The sequence below is a fragment of the Candidatus Woesearchaeota archaeon genome, assembly GCA_016192995.1.
In the GTDB taxonomy this organism is placed as follows: domain Archaea; phylum Nanobdellota; class Nanobdellia; order Woesearchaeales; family DSVV01; genus JACPTB01.
This window is the reverse complement of record JACPTB010000008.1, coordinates 1-18,703: the sequence shown is the minus strand read 5'-3', so window position 1 is coordinate 18,703 and position 18,703 is coordinate 1. Positions and strand designations below refer to the sequence as shown.

The window sequence follows — 18,703 nt, the reverse complement described above, 5'->3', positions numbered from 1 at the left end:
GTTAGTTAACTATTATTTGCAATTTATTTTTATCAATTGGCTCTAAAATGACTTCTTTACCTTTTTTCAAGGAAAAAAATCGAGCAAGATTGCTTGGGATTCTTACGTCTAATGCATTACCAACTTCTGAAATTTTAGTTCGAGCACGTAATCCCCATAACCCTCTGTTTTTAACTTCTGCTTCAATTTTATTCGAAGCATCTGATTCAAACAAGGTTTCATTGCATTGATTACAAACTAACGCATCAAAAACTCCTATTTTTTCACCGAGAAAAAAATAAGACACTTTCTTTTTCTGATAGTTTCCTTTATTACAATTTGTACATTTCATTTTATATTCCACCCTTTTGGTCTTCCTAAATGAACAGTTATTACCTTGAAACGAGCATCATCTACTTTTTCATAAACTACGGTAAAATCTCGGTATACTGTTACAAAATGCTTTCCTTCAATCACTCGCGGTCCTCTGCTAATTGCCTCAGCTATTTCTACGCGAGAGATACCGTCATCGTTTGCTTCATCCTGTGCATGCTTTGTCATCAAAAGATCGTCTTTAGTTACCACCGTACTCCTCGTTGTATATACATGTAATAACTTGTTTTATTTAAAGGTTTCTATTTTCACAAAATTTTATAAATAAACATTTATTACCCTATTTGTATGGCAAGCAGAGAAACCATTAACCGAAGAGCACAGAGACGAAGAGAAAGGAAAACTGCTGAAAGAAGAGCAGCAGCAACCATAGTAACTTCTTCTGATGCTGCTATACCTACTCCAAACGGTGATGGAAACCTTGAACACAGAGTAACTGGTGGTCCATTTATTCCAGGAGGATCTTTTCAAGCCGTTTTAGCAGGACAAACTTATCCCTCTAATCCTCATGTAAACAGAGAAGAAACAGTCGAATCATTATTAGAACAAATAAGTACTGGTTTAGGAAGGATTTATAATATAATTAAACCTGTTTTTGAAGATGTGAAAAGAGATAGAGCAAGATATGAAACCAGTAGATATGATGCTTTTGTAGCTATGCATGATCGTATTAAAGGAGCTTATGAAACAGCTCAGGCTTTATATGCTGTAGTTACTAATCCTGAAGCAGGGAAGCAGTATAGTTTGTGGCATCCATTCAAAAGAATAAATGCTGAAGAAGCTCAGCGTGCAAAGGTAGAAGCAAAACAGAGATTTCCTCTGTATAGATTAAAGGAATATATTGAAGCAACAAAAGAAGTGTTGGATTATCAACGTACTTTAAATTTAGGAGCAGTATTACATTTAGGTTTAAATGATCAATTACCATATAATCGAGATGATCCTATCAGGGGTGCATATAACTCTATTAATAATTTGAGATATATAGTGAGAGATCTGAGATTAGATTAAGGTAAAAAATAATGTTACATGAAAATAATGTAAAAAATCTTTCTAATTAGCAGCCATTGCTGCTTTGCCGTTAGTTGTTTTTACCTTAATATTATAACGAGGCTCGTCATAGACTACACTTTGAACAAGCTTCAAATAATCCTTTGCTCCTCGGGAGGAATTAGCATACTTGAAAATTGATTTTCCATGCTGGGGAGCTTCTTTTAGTTTAGTATTAACCCGGATAGGATCAGAAACCAGTTCATAATATTCATTTTTGATATCATTTAATATTTTAATGCAATGTCGTGAACGCCCATCAAAAAGCGTCGGCACAATTTTTGTTACTTTAATATCATGATCAAACTTTTCAGCAAATTCTTTTACCATTTTATGAACTTTATGCAATCCTTTAAGTCCTAGAAAATCAGTAGATACTGGAATAAATGCTTCATGGGCAAATAAGAGAGCATTCTGCGTTAAAAGACTTAATGACGGCGGGCAGTCGATAATAACATAATCATAATCTGTTAAGTTAATTAATTTCGTTCGCAATAATGCAAGATTATTTTTTTTAGTTACTAATGATAATTCAGCATCAATCAAATTATCTTTGCTGGTGATAATATCAAAGTTTTTTCCAAGAGGCTTGATGCATTCTCTGATATCAGCGCCCTCCATAAGAAGATCAAACATATCTTTTTGAGAAATATCATTTAAGCAGGTTCCAACACTGCCTTGTGGATCAAGATCAATAAGAAGCACTTTTTTATCCATGCGAGAAAGTCCAGCGCCGATATTTACGGCAGTTGTTGTTTTTCCAACACCGCCTTTCTCATTAACAACACAAATTTTTCTCATAATTTCACCTTTTTTTCACTATATAACACCTATTCCTATTTCAAAATAGTAACTCATATTTAAAGATTATGGTAAAAAGCCTAATAGCTTAGAATTCAACGGTTATAACGTCTCGATCAATTCGATCAGCGCAGTCTTTGAGAATTGAACTTAAATCATAATCAGTGGTTGCTCGCCTTAATTGCCGTATAATATCAAGTAATCTTCTAAACATTCGGATGATATCGCCTTCTAAATAATTTGATAAGGTTAATAATTCTTCAAAACTTCCTCCAGAAGCCCAATGGGTTATAAAAGCAATCATCCTATGCAGGTTTGTTTTATTAATATTTTTGTTGATAAAATCATCTTGTTCTAACTTTTTGCAAATTGATTTATAGGCTTGTGTTGTGTTTCTGAAGGAAAATTCGTCTGCTCTTCTCGGCTCATAAATAATAGCCGCAATGAGAATTAATAATTCAAACTGGGTAAAATGCTGGTGAAAGTCAGTTGCAAAAAGCTCTGCTATAAGCAATTCATTAAAAAATATATGGGTAGTGAATTCCCCTTTTTCTGTAAGCGTGTTAGTAGCGCCATGGCTGGTTATATACTTTTTTTTGTGCAATAACTCTAATTTATGGTTAAAAGTAGCCATAATTCGCACATTTTTATTTTGTTTTTTTCGGAGATAATAATCAAAATTACTCTTTAAAATGATCTCAATTTCTTCAGGCGTATGATTTTTAATCAGATTTAAAACAGTATTAAAGGTTAATTTAAACTGAGAGATAATAGGATCAACATCCCGAGAAGTAAATCGTATAATTTTGTCAAGGTCAGCATAATTCTTGTCAACAATGGCTATGGCATATCCTACCGTATCAATGCCTCGCCTTCCTGCACGGCCGGCTAATTGGAAATATTCTTTTGAATTAAGGTATCTAAATGAAATGCCATCATATTTTTCCAGCGCGTCAAAACAAACGGTTTTAGCGGGATAATTGACGCCAACAGCAAAGGTTTCAGTGCAATAAAGAACTTTAATCAAGTTCATGGCAAAGAGTTCTTCAACAATATCTTTAAGAACAGGCAATAAACCTGCATGATGGTAAGCAATTCCTTTAGTGATAATATTTTTTAATTGATGCACTGATCTCAGGTTTTTTACTTCTTCAGTTATTTTTCTATTGAATAATTCAATAATTGTTTTTTTTTCTTCAGGGGTTGTAAAATTTTCTTTTAAAACAAGCTCCTTTGCTTTAACTTCGCATTCTTTTCTTGAAAAAACAAAGAATACTGCTGGCAATTTATTTTTAATTTCCTTAATTAAATCAAGATGGATTGTTTTAGGAAGCTTTTTTAAGTGATGTTTCTGCTGTTTCTTTTTGTTTCCCATAGCTTCGTCGTAGACTGGGACATCTTTCATATGCTTAAATTCCTGCGCAGTCACTAATCCTACCCGAGGGTCATAGACAAAATGCTCTAAAGGAACAGCCCGTTTTTCATATTTAACAACCTCAACATTATGATGTTTAATGGAAGCAATCCATTCGGCAAATTCTCGCGCATTAGGAATAGTTGCAGAAAGGCAAAGAAAACGTATATGTTCAGGAGAGAATATAATTGATTCTTCCCAGACCGTGCCTCGTTCAATATCATTAATATAATGGATTTCATCAAAAACAACAAAAGCAATATCTTGAACAGCTGGATCCCGAGTGATTAGCATATTTCGATAGATTTCTGTCGTCATAACTAGAATTTCAGCAGTGCTGTTGATTACGACATCTCCGGTAATAATACCTACTCGTTCAACACCAAAATCCTGTTTAAAATCCTTATATTTTTGATTTGACAGCGCCTTGATTGGCGCCGTATATACTACTTTTTTGTTTAAACCTACAAATTTGTTGATAAGATAGTCAGCAACTAGTGTTTTACCAGTGCCTGTCTGCGCAGAAACAACAACAGAATGGTTCTGTTCAATAGCATTTATAGCATCTATTTGAAATTGATCTAAAGTATAGCCTTTGTATTGCATACAGTGCATTTTCCTTGGTTGGTTTATATATTTATCCCTGTTTAGGGGTTCGGTGAAAATGTAGTTTTTGGTGCCATGCTGGTGATTATCCTTCAAATTAATGAGTGAGAAAAAAGGAAATTACAATGGGAATTTTTTCCTTTTTATCAATAAGTGGGATAATCACGGCACCAAAACCGAGGCTATGCCGAGATTTTCACCGGAGCCCCTGTTTAGTCATCGACATATCCTTTAAATTCCCCTGTTACATCTTTGACAACTATATCTTGAGGAACGAGAAATAATTCATCGGATAACGATGCTGTAACACATTTGAAATCGGTATTTTTAATATTAAAATAAGACAGAGATTCTGAAGCATCCAGCGAAGGAAGTAAAGAGAGATTGAGAACTGTTCCTATTTTTTGATCAGGACTGAAAGAATACAAAGCACTATCATGATAGATTGTCACCAACATTCCAAGGTTAGGATTATTAGTTTCAATTCTGTAGTGGAAACCATCAGAGAAAACTTTTCCTTTATTGCCGTCAGGATCAGTATAGGTACATTCAGATTTTAATGATTTTTTAAAGAGGTCCTGCAATGAAGACAATGGTATTTCTTTGTGTTCTTGAGACTTGCAGCCTGCAAGAAAAATAATTAAGACAAGCAAGATTGAAATGAATAATGGTGTATAAAATGATCTTGTTTTAGAGAACTTTGCAAAATTATGGTTACTGCCAATTTCGTGAGCATTTTCGAAAGACTTATCGGGCAATTTTCGAGGTTCCAGAGAGAAAATTGCTTTGTTAAACAGAGATCTCAATGCGAACTGGCAGTAACCCGAGCTTTGCGAGTATTTTGCAAAGTTCTCTTTAGGTTGTAGTGTTGCCATTTTTTATGCTATTCTTGGTCTTGCCCAGATATTTGTCGGTCACATCAACAAATGCAACATCAGATGGAATCTTGAATAATTCATCTGAAACTGAAACATTAAAGCAAACATGCCGTGCAGCATTCAATGCCAGGGGAATGGTATTGTTTCCTGATAAATCCAACGCTGTTAAGTTTAAAGTTGTTCCTGAAGTGCCGCTTAAGGGCATAGAATAAATCCTTCCTCCAGTTACAAGAGTAATAATTTTTCCAATTTCTGGATCAATTACTTCAATATGGTAATTCCTGTTTTTAGCATAAACAACTCCTTCATTATTTTTCTTATCAGCAAATAAGCATTTTACTTGAATATTTTGATTAAAAATATCAGAAAGATAAGGAATAAATACTTGTTGAGGCTCTGGTTTAAGATCTTTAACAGGCGCTTTATCTTCAGAATTATCACCGCAGCTCACTAACAGAGTTAGTGATAAAAGAACGATTAATAACCTATAATTAAAGAGTACATTATGCATAATGTACTCTTTAATTATAGGTTATTTAAATGTTTAATCGATTTGATAGTGCCAAAGTCATAAACAGTGTCTTCAACAATATATACTTTAAAATTATCAATATTGCCTTGCAGATAGGGACTGAGGAGATCATAATGAAGAACATCAGTGCCAATAGTTAATAAATTCAATGAAGGCATTGCAATAAGCATTCTTTTTTTAAAGGTGCCGACAAGAAAGCATTTATATCGCTCAATTCTATTTCCTTTCTGCAATCCAATGGCGCAATGTTCATGACCAATAATAATGGTGTTAATCTCTTTGGTCATTTCTTTTTCTTTAATTGCATCGCCATGACATATAAGAATATCATCTATTTTAACATAATCAACATACGTTAATGTTCTTTTTTTTAAAACAGGATCAAGCATAATATCGTGGTTGCCTTTGATAAGGACAATCTCATGACAATGTTGTTGTAGATAATCAATAAATTTCAGCACATTTCGCCATTCTTGGACAAGAATCTTTCCAAATTCATGCTTTAAATCGCCGGTAATTACAATCTTTTCAAGAACCTTTTTGTTAAATTTTGTCTTAATTTCACCAAATATTTTATCAAGCCGTTGTATAGTATCAACTAATTGAAATCTTGGCAGCATAACACCCTTCATTGCTTCTTCAAAACCCAGGTGAATATCTGAAATAACAACTGCATGGTGTTTTTGAAGATAGATTCCTAAATCTATTAATTCTATACCTGGTGTGATTGTTGCCTGAATAGCCATAATTATAAGATAAGGTTCCTATTATTTTAAATAGTTTTATTATGATAAGCAGCTATTCGTTGAGCAGTTCTTAATGCAATGGTTATTTTTTCATCATAGGTTCTGCCATGACAAATTGCAATGAGCTGCCGTTCAATTACTGATGCTAAATTAACTGCCGTTGGCATTATTGCTTGCAATCGTGCGCCAGCATCAAAAATAAAACGATCAAATTCATTATTTTGCGGAGCAGATAATGCAGCTAAATACATGGCATACCCAGCAGCTGCGTCTATCAATTCTGCATGTTGAATATGCATATCCTTGATTGCCATGACAACATCATTCACTGAATGAAGATTTTCTATGACAGAACGATCTGGAAGAAATCTTTGATCAATCACTTGGATAATCCGAGGATTGTCGTGTTTAAGCCAGATGGCGCAATAATGCTTGTCATTGAGAGTCATAGATATTGAATAGTTTAATATTTAATAAAGATTATTGTTATTTTGGCTCTGTAGAAAATGTAGTTTACTTTGCAGCTTCATATTGTTCTGGCATGTATTCTACTAATTTCGTTTTAAATGCCGCGCTTAATTTTTGCGCACGTTCAGAGATAGTTAAAAAATAACCATTCGTTGATGGATTTTCCCAACCAATAGCATGAGCTTCTTTTGATATTTCATCTAAATTCCATGCTAATTGCGTAAATAGGTGGTGATATTTTGCCAGATTGCTGTTAGGATTATTAAAATAGCGGCTCGGAGATTTTGATAGCTTCAATAAAGAAAAAGGAGTTTATTTATAAAGATATATGTCAAAAGGCTCTGTCCCAAATCACGGCACCAAAACCGAGGCTATGCCGAGATTTGGGATAGAGCCTGCCAAAAACTACATTTTCTATATTTTCTATTGAGTCCTTCTGTTCATAAACCAAAGAACACTGATAAATAGAATTACGAGCAATCCCAACGCAATCCATGAAGTAGATTTAAAGTACATGACTAATCCTACAACCGTTGCTAATACTGATCCAATGAACAAGCCGTTATGAATCTCTTTTCTTAAAGTGAGAAACAAAGTTACTAATAAAGCAACAATTGACAATCCCAAGACAATAAAGAAACGGTACATATCATATTTTTCTTTCATTGCTTCATATTCTTTCTGCTTTTCTTCCTGTTCTTTCTGGCATTTTTGCCATTCAGAACGCTGCGTTTCATTCATTTGTGTATAATCGGCAGGCATTGGTTTTGCCATGTATGGAGCATAACAATCTTGATATTGATAATAATCTTTGTATTGAGGGAAGATTGTATTTGCAGCAAAAAGAGCTAAAGGGATGAATAATATTACTATGAGCAACGGAAATACTATTGTTTCTAATTTTGATTTTTCTTCGGGCATACAAATAATATAACTACGTTTATTTATTAATGTTTTTATTGTTAGTACGTAATAAGTCTGGGGTTTTAGCGCCTACTTTTGTGAAGCTCTAAGATTTAGCGCATTGAGGATTTTTCGGAGTTCCAGAGAGAAAAATCCAATTGAAGAACACTTCAAAAGCTGAACCGGCGCTAAAACCTAAGGAGGACTTATTACGTACTATTGTTTTTTAATGCATCTAATGCATTCACTGCAGGAAACACTAATTTCTCAGGAAGTTTGTCAAGGTTGAACCATGCGATCTCTTCACATTTTTCAGGTTCTTTATTTTCAATAGTTCCACTCATTATTTTGCAGAGGTATTGGGGAGAAACCCAATGCTGACCCTCTTCTTTATTGAAATATTCAGTTAAACAAAGTGTTTTAATAATTTCAATATCCAAGCCTACTTCTTCTTTAACTTCTCGCTTCAGTGCATCTTCAATCTTTTCAAAGAATTCAACGGCTCCACCTGGAATACTCCACCACCCAACTTTACTTCTGCATGCTTTGCCTCGCTTCATTAAAAGAACTTCATTCTTTTCATTAAGAATAACAGCGCCGCAACCAACACCAATATGATCTTTTCCAGGATACATACTATTGAAAATACAAAGTAATTTATATTCTTTTCACTTAAGCAGTGGTTATTATGGATCATACTCTCAAAAATATCGTTAAAAAAATATCTCTATACTATTGCTAAACAAGCAAAAAAAGATGATATTCTATCAGTTGCAGGAAGAACATGGCTAGGAAAGATGTTTTGTGAGAAGATAGTTAATCATGGTAAGGGGAATAAGAAGTATTTTGAAAGAGAAGAAGTACAAAAACGATTATCATAACACTATTTTTTATAACTATTTTTTAGCTTTTTCTGACAGTCTAAGCATATCAATATTAGTTAGAACTTTCACTTTATGTTGTTTTCAAACACTAACCTATGTTAGGTAAATTTATATATACGGAAGGCTTACCTATATGATTAATTAAGGTGGTAGCTATGGATAATGCAAAACAAATGGTAACGGTATATTCTCGTCTTGTTATAACTCCCACAACTACAACTACTCTGTAAGTAGTTCATAGTCTTTTCTGTTGGCCACTTTTACTCCAATATAAGATAAGATTATTCTGAATTACATTATCATTGCTTTATTATCTAATCAAATAAAATACAACTAAACAATGTAATTAAAATAACGGTGCCCTATGTGGATTGGAAAATTCAAAATCAAACATGACTGTTTCATTTTAAATAAAATGGAGCAAAACAACATCAAAGTGCTTGCCTATGTCTTAGGCATTCACGAAGATAATGATAGTTTGTACTATACTACGTTTCTCATTCCTATTGGTTCTGAAGAGCGGATTATACAATTTATCAATGACATGAAACAAGATGCTGAAGTGATCAATATAGAAGAGCATGGCGGGCAGTTAATCACCTTAACGAAAGTTGGCAAAAATAAAAAACATGTATCAAGCAATTTTTCCCATGAATTGTTTTTAATGGAGCCAATATTGCACGAGCATGGTTATGAATACTGGCATGTGGCATCATGGAACCGTGAAAAATTAGTTGAATTTTATGAACGAACGCAGCAAGTAGGCTCAATTGAGATTTTAAAATTGCAGGAAGAGCAAGTATTTGATATATTTTATCCCAGAATTATGCCTCAGCTTTCCCGGCAGCAAAAACGCGCATTTGATCTTGCTCTTGAATTTGGCTATTATGATTATCCGCAAAAAATCCATTTGCATAACCTTGCAAAACACATGCAACTTTCAAGAATGGGTTATCGAGAGCATTTGAGAAAAGCAGAAAGCAAATTGTTTCCTTTCTTTGCGCATTCATTGCCAACTAATATTAGTGATTAACCAATAGTGTGCATGTTTTTGCGTTTGCTAATTCGTGTTAATAAAGCGTTGAGGAGAAAAATAATATTGGCGCAAACGAAATGCTTCATTTCGAGCTTCCCTCTTGCAGGGTACCAAAAATCTTTGATTTTTTAGTACTACCGCAGTAAAAGCGGTTTGCCTGCCGATATTATTATTTTTTTCGAGTACGTTAAAAGTTCAAAAATCATTCAAACAACCGAGATTCTATCCATTGTTTCAATGGTGGATAGGATATCGAATATTTTCAAAGTTATTGATCATTCTCAAACCACTCGTCAAAAATTAGATGGAATATTCGCATTCAACTAAAGATGATAATCTCTAACCAATGTTAGCTAAAAAATAATCTACTTCTTCTTCTTACCTTTCTCAACGACAAAATCGTGGAGTGTGTCTTTATGGTAGACGTTGTTTTAGATGAAGCAAGAAAACAGAAATGGGAATCAGGAATGGATGCATTTGTCTATCGAAAGGATGGATTGCGTCTTGAACGAATATCGGTTTCACAATTGGATGATAACGATAAAGACGATCAAGATGCAGTGTTAGTAAAACTTACTCATTACAGCGCTTGCGGCAGTGATATGCCTTACTTAGTTAATCCTTCACTTCGTCCAGATTTAGAAGGCGTTGTTGCAGGACATGAAGGTGGCGGAGAAATTGTTGCAATTGGAGAAAATGTTTCTCACTTGAATGTGGGAGATTTTGTTGCGTTGGAATCCCATCGAGATGAGAAAAAATATGATATTGGCAAAGATTCTTTTGCAGCCATCCAAGGTTTTCGGGCAGGTGTTGACGGAAAAATTCCTCAAGGAACGTGGGTAGAATATATTACAGTTCCTTCGAATGTTGTAATTGGAGTTTTACCTGAATATGCCAAATTGTGGCCTTTATCTTTATGGGAACCATTAGGAAATGCGATTAGAGTTGCATCTGTTGCAAATCAATTTGGAAGCAAAGATGATGCGGCTGTTGTTTCAGGACTTGGCTTTCAAGGCAATATGATTGGAGCAATTCTCAAGCATTATTATAGATTCGAACATATCTCTGGTATTCAACGCAGTCAAGCGCGGCGAGATTTTGCAAGATCTCTTGGGATTTTTGAAGGTGTTTATGGTAATCAAGAACTTCAAGCACTTCCTCCAGCAAATCTTTGGATTGAAACCAGTGGTGATCCAGAAATGATCTATGCTGGATTAAATCGCGTTAGAGGAAAACATGATCTCCAATTATCAGAAGGAATTGCATCTGATCCATTTGCAAATGTTATTTTATTTGGACTTTATCATGGGAAAGATCAATCAAATGCAACACTTAATTTTATTGATGGACAAAAATCTCTTAATCAATTTGTTCTTCAATCGCAAAAAGGAAGCTATCATCAGCAAGCTGGGAGAAGAGTAATTCCAGTTCATGGTGTCTGCGGAAGGTATGAAGAAGATTGGATCAAAGCCCATGATGTAATTAATGCATTAAGCAAGAAAATGGATCTCTCCAAAATGTACACTGACGTTGGATCCTTGATGAATGTCAGGGATATTTTAGCGCAGCCTGGTGACACTTTGATTCAAAAAGCGCAGCAGTATCAAGCGCAGCATGGCAAAGTACAAGAACCTGTGCTGAAAGTCTTGTTTAATGGCTTTAGAAGATCAAGCTATAAATAATGTTTGTTCTTTTTTTTATTTTTTTGTAACTAATTTCATTGCTAAATATTGCTCTTTCGTCATATTTGCATTAAATTTAAATAGAATTGATTATTCGTTTAATTATGACTAAAGCATACATATTAGACAATAATATACTTATCATTAATAGGGATTTGACTCAACTTGATATTTTTGTCCGTGACTTCTTAAAAGTATTAAAGAAATATAGCACGTATCTTCTAGTAAGTGGTTATGTAAGTATTTGCACTGGAAGAACACGAGCAACTGAAGATATTGATCTGCTTGTTCCATTACTTGACAAAACTACTTTTGTCACCCTTTTTAGAGAACTGGAAAAAAACCTTTTTTGGTGTTATCAAACAAATAACCCCGAAGAGGCTTATAAATACCTTTTAAAAAAAATAAATATTCGCTTTGCAAGAATTAATGAAATATTTCCTAATATTGAATTTATTCCAGTTACTAAAGAAAAGAGATTACAATTTTTTGAATTGAATCATCCACAAGAAATACAAATTAAAGGCTTCCATTTTAAAATATCACCATTGGAATTTGAGATTTTATATAAGGAAATTGTTTTAGGCAGTGAAAAAGACAAAGCAGATGCAAAACATCTCAGAGTAATGTTTTCTGATATTCTTAAAAGCGAAAAATTTAAAGAGTATGAACAGCTTATAAGGAGTGAACACCAATGAAGAATTTAACTTCCCTTGAGTTTGTTGAATTTTATTCTGAAAAGATTAAAGAAGATAATACACTTTTCAAACAACAAAAAATGTTAATTGAATCACAAATGAAAAGTAGTTCATCATTCTTTCTTAATAAACTTGGCAAGAAAAATTTTAAAGAAAATGCTCGAAAATATCTCCGAGAAATGGGTCTTATTTAAGTTCACTTCTTCATTATCTATCATCTGATATCATCTTCAACCTAACCTTCTCATCAGTCTGCTTCCTCACCCAATCATATCCTTTTTCTTCAAGCTGTTTTACTAATTCATTATTCCCAGACATAACAATTTTTCCATGGATCATAACATGCACAGCATCAGGCTTAATATATTGTAAAATGCGATTGTAGTGAGTAATAAGTAAAACACCCATTTCTGGATGTTGCTCTTTTACTTTGTTTATACCTTCTGCAACTATTTTTAATGCATCAATATCCAAGCCAGAATCAGTTTCATCTAAAATTGCAAGCTTTGGCTGCAGGAGAGCAAGCTGTAAAATCTCGCATTTTTTCTTTTCTCCACCTGAAAAACCTTCATTTAATGACCGGTTAACAAATGATTCATCAATATGGAGCCATTTCATTTTTTCATGAAGCAGCGTTCTAAATTCACTCACTGAAAGATGTTTATTTTGAACAGCATTGAGCGCAGTGCGCAGAAAATTAGCAACACTAACACCGCTAACTTCTGAAGGATATTGGAAACTAAGAAATAGTCCTGCTTTTGCGCGCTCATGCACTTTCAAGTTAAAAACATCCTGATTATTAAACAGAACACTGCCTTTCTCAACAGTGTAACGCGGATGTCCCATAATAACCTGTGCAAGGGTTGATTTACCTGAGCCATTTGGCCCCATTAATACCGTGATTTTTCCACTAAGCGCCTCTATATTGACGCCATTAAGTATTTTTTTGCCATCAACAGAAACATGGAGATCTTTAACAACTAAATTATTGATACTTTTATTCATATTCCTTGCCTCCAAGATACTGTATAATTGCTTTTTGTATAGTTTTTAATCCAAGCAGCGCACATTTCATACGCATTGCACTAACCTTTACACCAAGCAAGTCTAACACAAACTTATTTGGCAGCCGCAAAACCTCTTCAATATTTTTTCCTCTTAATTCATCAGTCAACATAGATGTTGCAGCAATTGATATTGCGCAGCCTTTTCCCGTGAATTTCAATTCTTTGATAGCTGTTTTATTATAATTATTATTATTATTATTATTATTCTGATTATAATCAAGTTGGATAAAAACTTCTTGTTCATCGCCGCATAAAGGATTTGAATCAAACAGATGAAGTCCTGGATTTGGAACAGTCCCTTTATTATGGGGATGTTTATAATGATCGAGTATTTCTTCCATATACATGTCCATATTATTCACCCAAAAATTTTGCTGGCTTTTTGCAATCCAGCAACAAGCTTATCAATCTCTTCAAAAGTATTATACACATAGAAACTTGCGCGCGATGTTCCTTGGATACCAAGAACTTTCATCAATGGCATTGCACAGTGATTTCCTGCGCGAATAGCTATTCCCTCAGTATCAAGAATTGTAGCGACATCATGAGGATGAATATTATCAAGATTAAATGATACAATCCCGCCTTTTCCTTCACCCTCAGGTACACCGTAGATGGTTATTCCTTTCAATTTTCCAAGTTGTTCATGCGCATATTTCGTTAAACTAACTTCATGTTTTCTAATCTTTTCCAAACCAATTTTCTGCAGATACTTAAGGCCAGCGCTATGTCCTATGGCACCAGCAATATTTGGCGTGCCTGCTTCAAATTTCCAAGGGAGATCATTCCAGGTAGTTTTTTCTTTTGTTACTTGCCTGATCATATCTCCGCCAAATAAAAATGGCTCCATGGTATCAAGGAGAAATCTTCGTCCATATAATATCCCTATTCCTGTTGGACCGCACATTTTATGGCTTGAAAATACCAAAAAATCACCATTTATTTTTTTCACATCTACCGGCATATGCGGCACACTTTGCGCAGCATCAATAATGCTTAATGCTCCAACTTCATGAGCCATTTTAGTAATTTGTCGAACATCATTAATAGTGCCAAGTGCATTTGAAACATGGCTTACAGAAACAATTTTAGTTTTCTTTGAAAAAAAATGGCTAGCATGGTTCATATCAAGCATACCATCTTTTTTTACAGGAATAAAATTTAGTTTAAACCCATACTTTAATGCCATCTGCTGCCATGGCACAAAATTAGAATGATGCTCCATCTCAGTAATGAGAATTTCATCGCCTTTTTTCAGTTGCTGCGCTAGTGAATAAGCTAATAAATTAATGCTTTCAGTTGTGTTTTTAGTAAAAATAATTTCGTCACTGCTTGCATTGATAAAATCCGCAGTTTTTTTATGGCTTTCTTCATAGGCAAGTGTCGCTTCTTCGCTTAAGGTGTGGATTCCTCGATGAATATTGGCATTGAATTGCTCATAATAATCATTCATAGCTTTTATTACTATTCGAGGTTTCTGTGTTGTCGCAGCATTATCTAAATAAACTAATGGTTTACCATGCACTTTTCTTTTTAACACAGGAAAATCTTTTCTTATTCTTTCAATATTCCTCTCCATATTTATTTGCATCTTAATGCGCCTCCTGAACAATTTGTTGATGAATAATTTCTTTCATCTCATCAATAATGCTTTGCTGAGGAAAGTGGTCTAATACTTGTGAAAAAAACCCTTCGACGATCATATGTTTTGCTTTTTCTTCGGCTATTCCTCGTGACATAAGATAAAATAATTTTTCTTGATCAACTTGGCCAATTGATGCGCCATGATTGCACTTTACATCATTTTGAGCAATTAATAATTTAGGAATTGCATCTGCTTCTGCTCCTTTATTTAAAATAAGGATGTCTTCTTTTTGATTTCCCTTGCTTTGGAATGCATGTTCTTTAATATCAACAAGCCCTCTATACAATGCTTTTGCCTTCTCTTTAACAGCGCCTCGCGCAAAAATTTCTGAATGGGTATGGTTGCCTTTATGAACAATAGCGGTATTAAGATCGAATTGTTGCTGTTTACTTGCAAGAAATAATCCATGAATATTGCATACACTTCCATTGCCTGCAAGTTCTGTTCTGGTATCAGCTTTTACATAACCGCTGCCAAAAGTTCCAATATACCAATTAATAGTTGCATCATTGCCAATAACAGCATTGTTTTGTTCAAAGCTGTAAATATGTTTTGCATAGTTCTGTGTTTTGACGATTTTTATACTGGCATTTTCTTTGACAATAACTTCGACATAATTCGTTCTGAATAGTTCTTCATTATTTGGAACGCGATTAGTAAATATAATGGTAGCAGCACTTCCTTCTTCAGCAATAATCAATGTATGGTCAAGCTGTGTTTTATTTAATGTTGAAAAATCAAGATAGATCGGTTGTTCAACAACAATATTTTTTGGAATAAAAACAAATGCGCCCCTCATAAAAAAACTTGTATGAAAACAATTAAATTTAAACCATTTTGTTTCATCATGTTCAAGATAATTATGGTGATCAGTACTTAGATTAATACTTTTGAATAAATATTGTTTTATCATCGCTTGATATTTCTCATCCTGTAGAGCTTGATGAAGATCAAGTGCAACGATGTGATTATCATTACTTTCATCACTAGTTTCATTATTATCGTCATTATTATTATTATTATTATTATTGCTGTTGTTATGGTTATTGGTGATGGTAAGCGATTGAATAGCAGGATTCAATTGCAAGGTATCAAGATCAAGATTATGTAGTGAAAAAAGAATAGTTGTTCCATACTTCATCTGTGGTTTCAGCAGTTCGCAATATTTATTGTATGCTTCTTTTCTTTTTTTTATAAGCCATGAAGGTTCCTGCCATTCTTCAGCCAATTTTTCAATAAATTCCATAGATGGAGTTATTTCAGAGAGCCTATTCATTATGATCACGTCATTATTTAGCCTATGCTATTCTCCATTTCAAGTTCGATCAGTCGATTTAATTCAATAGCATATTCTCCTGGAAGAAGCTTAGTTATTGGCTCAATAAATCCTGAAACAATCATTTTCATTGCCTGTTCTTCAGTTAATCCACGGCTCATAAGATAAAATAAATGTTCATCATTGATTTTACCAACAGTTGCTTCATGCGCTACTTCTACGGTATCTTCTTTAATTTCATTAAAGGGAATAGTATTAGAAACAGATTTTTCATCGATTAACAATGCATCGCATTGCACTGATGCTTTAGCGCCTTCAGCGCCCTTAATAATCTTAAGCAATCCCCTATACGTTGTTATTCCACCATCTTTGCTTAGTGATTTTGATTTTATGACTGAGGTGGTATTTTTCCCAATGTGGATCACTTTCATGCCAGTATCTTGGTTCTGTCCTTCGCCTGCAAATGCAATGCCAATAGAATCTCCCCGGCTGTGATCTCCTTTCAAAATAGTGCAAGGGTAGAGCATGGTTACACAACTTCCTAAATTACCATTAATCCATTCCATAATCCCATTTTTCTCAACAACAGCTCGTTTTGTATTCAAGTTATAAGTATTTTTACTCCAGTTTTCTACGCTGGAGTACCTTACTCTTGCGCCTTCCATAACATAAATTTCTACACAACCAGCATGAAGGTTGTTTTTTGAATAATGCGGCGCTGAACAACCTTCAATATAATGTACTTCACATCCTTTATCAGCAATGATTAAGGTATGTTCAAACTGTCCTAAACCAGGAGCATTCATTCTGAAATACGCTTGTAAGGGAACATCAACTTTCACGTTTGGAGGAACATAAATAAATGTCCCGCCGCTCCAAACAGCAGCGTGAAGCGCTGCAAATTTGTGATCACCAATAGGAACGCAATTTGTCATAAAAAATTTCTTCACCATTTCTGGATATTTTTGCAAAGCTACATCCATGTTTTCAAAAATAACTCCCTTTTTTTCCCATTCTTCTTTTAAGTTATGATACGCCATGGATGATTCATATTGTGCCCCAACTCCTGCAAGGCTTGTTCGTTCTGCTTCAGGAATCCCTAATTTTTCAAAGGTTCGTTTTATATCTTCAGGAACTTCATCCCATGTTGTAGCGTTCTCTGCACTATCAGGCTTAAAGAAATAGGTAATCTTGTTTAAATCGAGTTTATCCAAACTTGGTCCCCAGGTTGGAATCGGCAATTGTTTGAAGATTTCCAAAGCTTGCAATCTTTTTTGGAGCATCCATGCAGGTTCTTTTTTTTCATGTGAAATAGTCCTCACAATCTCTTCATGCAGTCCTTCGTCTGTTTTAAAGACCGACCGCGGAGTGTTTTTATGATCAAACATATCTCTGTTGATCTTATATTCTTTATACTCCTCCACTATTTGTGTTTGGGAAGCTGAACTCATATTTTATTCACCTCAATGTGTTTGTCGCATAATCTGCCACCATCATTATTGCAACGCAGATTATGCGACAACTCTCTATACTCTCACTTTATGAAGTGTAGCTGGATAGTTATCATGATGAATACATCCTAATTCAATAGGATTACATTGTTCAGGCATATCAGCAACTTGCTTATGAATCTTGCAAATCTCTTCACTATTTCTAATATGTTTTAAGATCCTTTGAATTTCGCGAATAGTATCAAATTTTTTTTGGATATGGCTTGCAGCAGTTTTGATCGCTGCAAGAGTTTCTTGGCTTAACTCAATTTTACAGCCACGCTTATTACTCATATATTGGCTTACCGTTGATTCTCTCAAAGCCAGGATTTCAGCAATTGTTTTTTGTGATCTCCCCAGTTCCTTGAGATATAAAGCAAGATATCTTCTAATAGTCGGAATAATATACATAACTTCAACTTCCTGCAATAACAATAAATCTACACTTGCCATGTTACATAACCTTAATCTTCACTATTGTGAACTAATTTATAAATATTGTGGATTTGAAGAGACAAATATTTATATACTCTTAGGTGGTGTACTACGCTAACATAAAATGTAGTGAATGAGAGGTGAAGTGTATGTCAGTCATTGTAAAAGCTAAAATAAAAGATGTTGCGAAAGGATTTAATGTTAGCGGTGATTTTGCCGATACATTGAGCAACAAAGTTGAGCAGTTAATAAAAGATGCTTGTTCAAGAGCAGAAGCCAATGGACGAAAAACAGTAATGGCAAAAGATCTTTGATTTTTTATTAATTTAAATATCGTACGTAATAAGTCTGGGGGTTTTAGCGCCTACTTTCGTGAAGCTCTTCTTAAATTTATATTGGGGATTTTTCGGAGTTCCAGAGAGAAAAATCCAATCAATAATCACATCAAAAGCTGAACCGGCGCTAAAACCTAAAGAAGACTTATTACGTACTAAATATCTAACATTTTAATAATTGTATCTTGGTCTTTAGAAAGGTAAGCTCTTCTTTAATTGCTTCCAGTCTTTGTTTATCAGTGACTTTTCTATTCATTTCCATAATTTCGTCAGTAAGAAGTTTAATTCTTTGTTTAAGAAAATGAAGCTTGTTATGATTCTTCTTTAAAGTATCTAAATGCAGTGTTCTTCTAAACACCATATCATAAGCGCTTTTTCCTGCGCT

The 18,703-nt window shown here is 34.2% G+C and carries 24 protein-coding genes; 6 read left to right on the top strand and 18 right to left on the bottom strand.

Features of this window, described 5'->3' with window-relative positions; all coding sequences use genetic code 11:
• Position 1: 1 nt before the first annotated feature.
• Together HYY69_06765 and HYY69_06760 are read right to left on the bottom strand one after the other, a co-directional pair.
• Complete coding sequence (locus HYY69_06765; protein ID MBI3033151.1) at positions 2–331, bottom strand: hypothetical protein; 330 nt, start codon at positions 329–331, stop codon at positions 2–4.
• Positions 328–564 carry a DUF4258 domain-containing protein gene (locus tag HYY69_06760; protein ID MBI3033150.1) on the bottom strand — a complete coding sequence of 79 codons (237 nt, stop codon included), beginning with the start codon at positions 562–564 and terminating at the stop codon, positions 328–330. Before HYY69_06760 ends, HYY69_06765 begins: the two co-directional genes overlap by 4 nt.
• A gap of 96 nt (positions 565–660) precedes the next feature.
• Between HYY69_06760 and HYY69_06755 the strand changes: the two genes are divergently transcribed.
• Positions 661–1,383, top strand: coding sequence for a hypothetical protein (locus HYY69_06755; GenBank protein ID MBI3033149.1), 723 nt, complete (start codon positions 661–663; stop codon positions 1,381–1,383).
• 42 nt (positions 1,384–1,425) lie between these two features.
• Here the strand turns inward: HYY69_06755 and HYY69_06750 are convergent, their stop codons facing one another.
• The 9 genes from HYY69_06750 to HYY69_06710 all read right to left on the bottom strand — a co-directional run bounded on the left by HYY69_06750 (position 1,426) and on the right by HYY69_06710 (position 8,405).
• Positions 1,426–2,223: a ParA family protein gene (locus HYY69_06750; protein ID MBI3033148.1), complete on the bottom strand. Its 798-nt coding sequence runs from the start codon at positions 2,221–2,223 to the stop codon at positions 1,426–1,428.
• An 88-nt stretch (positions 2,224–2,311) separates the two neighbouring features.
• Positions 2,312–4,243 carry a DEAD/DEAH box helicase gene (locus tag HYY69_06745; GenBank protein ID MBI3033147.1) on the bottom strand — a complete coding sequence of 644 codons (1,932 nt, stop codon included), beginning with the start codon at positions 4,241–4,243 and terminating at the stop codon, positions 2,312–2,314.
• Between the two features lie 212 nt (positions 4,244–4,455).
• Positions 4,456–5,118 carry a hypothetical protein gene (locus tag HYY69_06740; protein ID MBI3033146.1) on the bottom strand — a complete coding sequence of 221 codons (663 nt, stop codon included), beginning with the start codon at positions 5,116–5,118 and terminating at the stop codon, positions 4,456–4,458.
• Positions 5,099–5,632, bottom strand: coding sequence for a hypothetical protein (locus tag HYY69_06735; protein MBI3033145.1), 534 nt, complete (start codon positions 5,630–5,632; stop codon positions 5,099–5,101). The genes HYY69_06740 and HYY69_06735 overlap by 20 nt, the downstream gene beginning before the upstream one ends.
• Positions 5,633–5,646: 14 nt before the next feature.
• Entirely contained in the window at positions 5,647–6,399 is a 753-nt protein-coding gene (locus tag HYY69_06730; protein ID MBI3033144.1) for a metallophosphoesterase, read from the bottom strand.
• A gap of 26 nt (positions 6,400–6,425) precedes the next feature.
• Positions 6,426–6,848: a hypothetical protein gene (locus HYY69_06725; protein ID MBI3033143.1), complete on the bottom strand. Its 423-nt coding sequence runs from the start codon at positions 6,846–6,848 to the stop codon at positions 6,426–6,428.
• Positions 6,849–6,912: 64 nt separating this feature from the next.
• A complete protein-coding gene (locus tag HYY69_06720; protein MBI3033142.1) occupies positions 6,913–7,164 on the bottom strand; it encodes a hypothetical protein in 252 nt (83 codons plus the stop codon).
• A 126-nt stretch (positions 7,165–7,290) separates the two neighbouring features.
• The gene (locus HYY69_06715; protein MBI3033141.1) at positions 7,291–7,788 is read right to left on the bottom strand and encodes a hypothetical protein; all 498 of its coding nucleotides are present in this window, start codon (positions 7,786–7,788) and stop codon (positions 7,291–7,293) included.
• A gap of 191 nt (positions 7,789–7,979) precedes the next feature.
• Positions 7,980–8,405 (bottom strand): NUDIX domain-containing protein, encoded by a 426-nt coding sequence (locus tag HYY69_06710; GenBank protein ID MBI3033140.1) that lies wholly within the window; start codon positions 8,403–8,405, stop codon positions 7,980–7,982.
• Between the two features lie 613 nt (positions 8,406–9,018).
• Between HYY69_06710 and HYY69_06705 the strand changes: the two genes are divergently transcribed.
• The 4 genes from HYY69_06705 (at position 9,019) to HYY69_06690 (ending at position 12,264) form a co-directional block, all read left to right on the top strand.
• Complete coding sequence (locus HYY69_06705; GenBank protein MBI3033139.1) at positions 9,019–9,687, top strand: helix-turn-helix domain-containing protein; 669 nt, start codon at positions 9,019–9,021, stop codon at positions 9,685–9,687.
• A 419-nt stretch (positions 9,688–10,106) separates the two neighbouring features.
• Positions 10,107–11,372, top strand: coding sequence for an alcohol dehydrogenase catalytic domain-containing protein (locus tag HYY69_06700; protein MBI3033138.1), 1,266 nt, complete (start codon positions 10,107–10,109; stop codon positions 11,370–11,372).
• A gap of 104 nt (positions 11,373–11,476) precedes the next feature.
• Positions 11,477–12,070, top strand: coding sequence for a hypothetical protein (locus tag HYY69_06695; protein MBI3033137.1), 594 nt, complete (start codon positions 11,477–11,479; stop codon positions 12,068–12,070).
• On the top strand, positions 12,067–12,264 hold the full coding sequence (locus tag HYY69_06690) for a hypothetical protein (GenBank protein MBI3033136.1): 198 nt from the start codon (positions 12,067–12,069) through the stop codon (positions 12,262–12,264). Before HYY69_06695 ends, HYY69_06690 begins: the two co-directional genes overlap by 4 nt.
• 13 nt (positions 12,265–12,277) lie before the next feature.
• Here HYY69_06690 and sufC read toward each other — a convergent pair whose 3' ends face one another.
• The 6 genes from sufC to HYY69_06660 all read right to left on the bottom strand — a co-directional run bounded on the left by sufC (position 12,278) and on the right by HYY69_06660 (position 18,001).
• A complete protein-coding gene (sufC, locus tag HYY69_06685; protein ID MBI3033135.1) occupies positions 12,278–13,063 on the bottom strand; it encodes a Fe-S cluster assembly ATPase SufC in 786 nt (261 codons plus the stop codon).
• 4 nt (positions 13,064–13,067) lie between these two features.
• Positions 13,068–13,490 (bottom strand): iron-sulfur cluster assembly scaffold protein, encoded by a 423-nt coding sequence (locus HYY69_06680; GenBank protein ID MBI3033134.1) that lies wholly within the window; start codon positions 13,488–13,490, stop codon positions 13,068–13,070.
• Positions 13,491–13,495: 5 nt separating this feature from the next.
• Positions 13,496–14,716: a cysteine desulfurase gene (locus tag HYY69_06675; protein MBI3033133.1), complete on the bottom strand. Its 1,221-nt coding sequence runs from the start codon at positions 14,714–14,716 to the stop codon at positions 13,496–13,498.
• Between the two features lie 13 nt (positions 14,717–14,729).
• Positions 14,730–16,058, bottom strand: a complete 1,329-nt coding sequence (gene sufD / locus HYY69_06670) for a Fe-S cluster assembly protein SufD (GenBank protein ID MBI3033132.1) — start codon at positions 16,056–16,058, stop codon at positions 14,730–14,732.
• 17 nt (positions 16,059–16,075) lie between these two features.
• A complete protein-coding gene (gene sufB, locus HYY69_06665; GenBank protein MBI3033131.1) occupies positions 16,076–17,509 on the bottom strand; it encodes a Fe-S cluster assembly protein SufB in 1,434 nt (477 codons plus the stop codon).
• A 75-nt stretch (positions 17,510–17,584) separates the two neighbouring features.
• On the bottom strand, positions 17,585–18,001 hold the full coding sequence (locus tag HYY69_06660; protein ID MBI3033130.1) for a transcriptional regulator: 417 nt from the start codon (positions 17,999–18,001) through the stop codon (positions 17,585–17,587).
• A gap of 131 nt (positions 18,002–18,132) precedes the next feature.
• Between HYY69_06660 and HYY69_06655 the strand changes: the two genes are divergently transcribed.
• A complete protein-coding gene (locus tag HYY69_06655; protein ID MBI3033129.1) occupies positions 18,133–18,297 on the top strand; it encodes a DUF1931 domain-containing protein in 165 nt (54 codons plus the stop codon).
• Positions 18,298–18,481: 184 nt separating this feature from the next.
• On the opposite strand, the gene HYY69_06650 is transcribed toward HYY69_06655, so the two are convergent.
• Positions 18,482–18,703: hypothetical protein (locus HYY69_06650; GenBank protein MBI3033128.1), on the bottom strand; the 222-nt coding region annotated here is incomplete at its 5' end.